General features: G+C 77.2%; 1 protein-coding gene. It reads right to left on the reverse strand.

All coding sequences use genetic code 11. The features are described 5' to 3' along the window. Window positions 1-117 precede the first annotated feature (117 nt). The coding region (locus KS423_RS45325) for an acyltransferase family protein (RefSeq protein ID WP_224285491.1) at window positions 118-1,542 on the reverse strand (1,425 nt) is incomplete at its 5' end.

The raw sequence follows: 1,542 nt of genomic DNA on the forward strand, positions 1-1,542 counted from the left end.
CGCCCCGGCGAGTGCCGGGGCGGGCGCAGGCGGCCGCCGGAGCACCATCTGCGATCAGGCCGAGCGGGCGGGCCACTGGCCGGCCGGGTCGGAGCAGGCCCGGATCTGCCACAGCATCTACGGCTGAGCCGACGGCGGCCCCGAAGCCACGGACACGGTAGGCGCGGCCGGCGCGGTCGGACCGGTCGGAGCACCCGGGGCCCCCAGCAGGCCCTTGTCCAGCCGGGGCGCCAGCACCCGCGCCAGGGTGTCGGTGATGTGCCCGGTGTCCCGGTACAGCACCACGCCCTCCAGTACGGCTGGGCAGGAGGGCCCGGTGCCGGGGCAGAGCAGCGGCCCGAGGTCGAGGGTCCGCACCCCGTACCGGGCCGCGAGCCCGCCGTCCAGCACGGGGTCGGGTTCGAAGGCGGTGTCACGCGGGAAGAAGCAGGCGTCCGAGCGCCCGTCGGAGGCGGCCAGGCAGGTCGGGATGTCCTTCCCGGGCATCGGGGTGTCGCCGAGGTAGGCGAGCGGGGCGCCGAGCGCGGTGAGCCGGTCCAGGGTGCGGGTCCAGCCCTCGGTGCGCTCCTCCTGGCTCCCGTAGCGGTTGAGTCCCGCCATCAGGACCAGGCGCGGCTTGGGCCCGGAGGCCAACCGGGTGAGGGTGTTCTCCCGCCAGCGGTCGCACTCCTCGAAGGTGCGGCCGAGCACGTTGTTGCGCACGGTGAGGGTGGCCAGCGGGCAGCCGGGCTTGACCAGGACCTCCAGGGCCCAGTGCCGCTGCTCGGCCAGGGCGAGGGCGGCGGAGATCCACTGCCCGGCGTGCGAGTCGCCGAGCAGCACGATCCGGTCGGGGCTGTCCTCGGCACCGAAGAGGCAGCGCGGGCTGCTGTCGGCGTTGAGCGGGATCTCGCAGCCCTTGCCGGGCGGGAAGTCCTCCCGGGCCCGGGCGAGCGAGGGCGTCAGGGCGAGCACCCGGATGCCGGGGGCGAGCAGGCTCGGGCCGTCGGCGGCTCCGGCGGGGGCCGCCGTGGGCCCGGAGGAGGGGTCGCCGAGAGCGCGCACGGTGCCGCCGCCGAGGGTGAGTGCGGCGATCAGCGGGATGACCAGGGCGCTGGCGCCGACCGCGAGCCCGCGCCGGGGCGCCGGGCTGCTGCCGTACCGCAGCGGCTGCTCGACCAGCCGCAGGGTGAGCCAGGCGGGTAGCGCGGCGGCGGCGGTGAGCGCGAGCAGGGTGGTCCAGGGCAGCACACCGTACCGGGCCTGGGCGATGGTCAGTACCGGCCAGTGCCACAGGTACCAGGCGTACGAGAGCCGTCCGGCGGCGCGCAACGGGCGGGTGGCGAGCAGCCGCCCGGCGTCGGCGGCGCCGAACGAGCGGTGCCCGGCGAGCAGGACGGCGGCGGTGCCGAGGACGGGCAGCAGCGCGGCGGTGCCGGGGAAGGGGGTGTTGCGGTCGTACAGGAACAGGGGCGCGAGCACGGCCGCGAGGCCCAGCCAGCCGAGCACCCGCAGCGACCACGCCACCGGACGCCGCTCGGCGCGGGCCGCCGGAGCCGAGCC

Origin of the sequence: Streptomyces sp. LS1784 (genome assembly GCF_020103755.1) — a bacterium.
In the GTDB taxonomy this organism is placed as follows: Bacteria; Actinomycetota; Actinomycetes; order Streptomycetales; family Streptomycetaceae; genus Kitasatospora.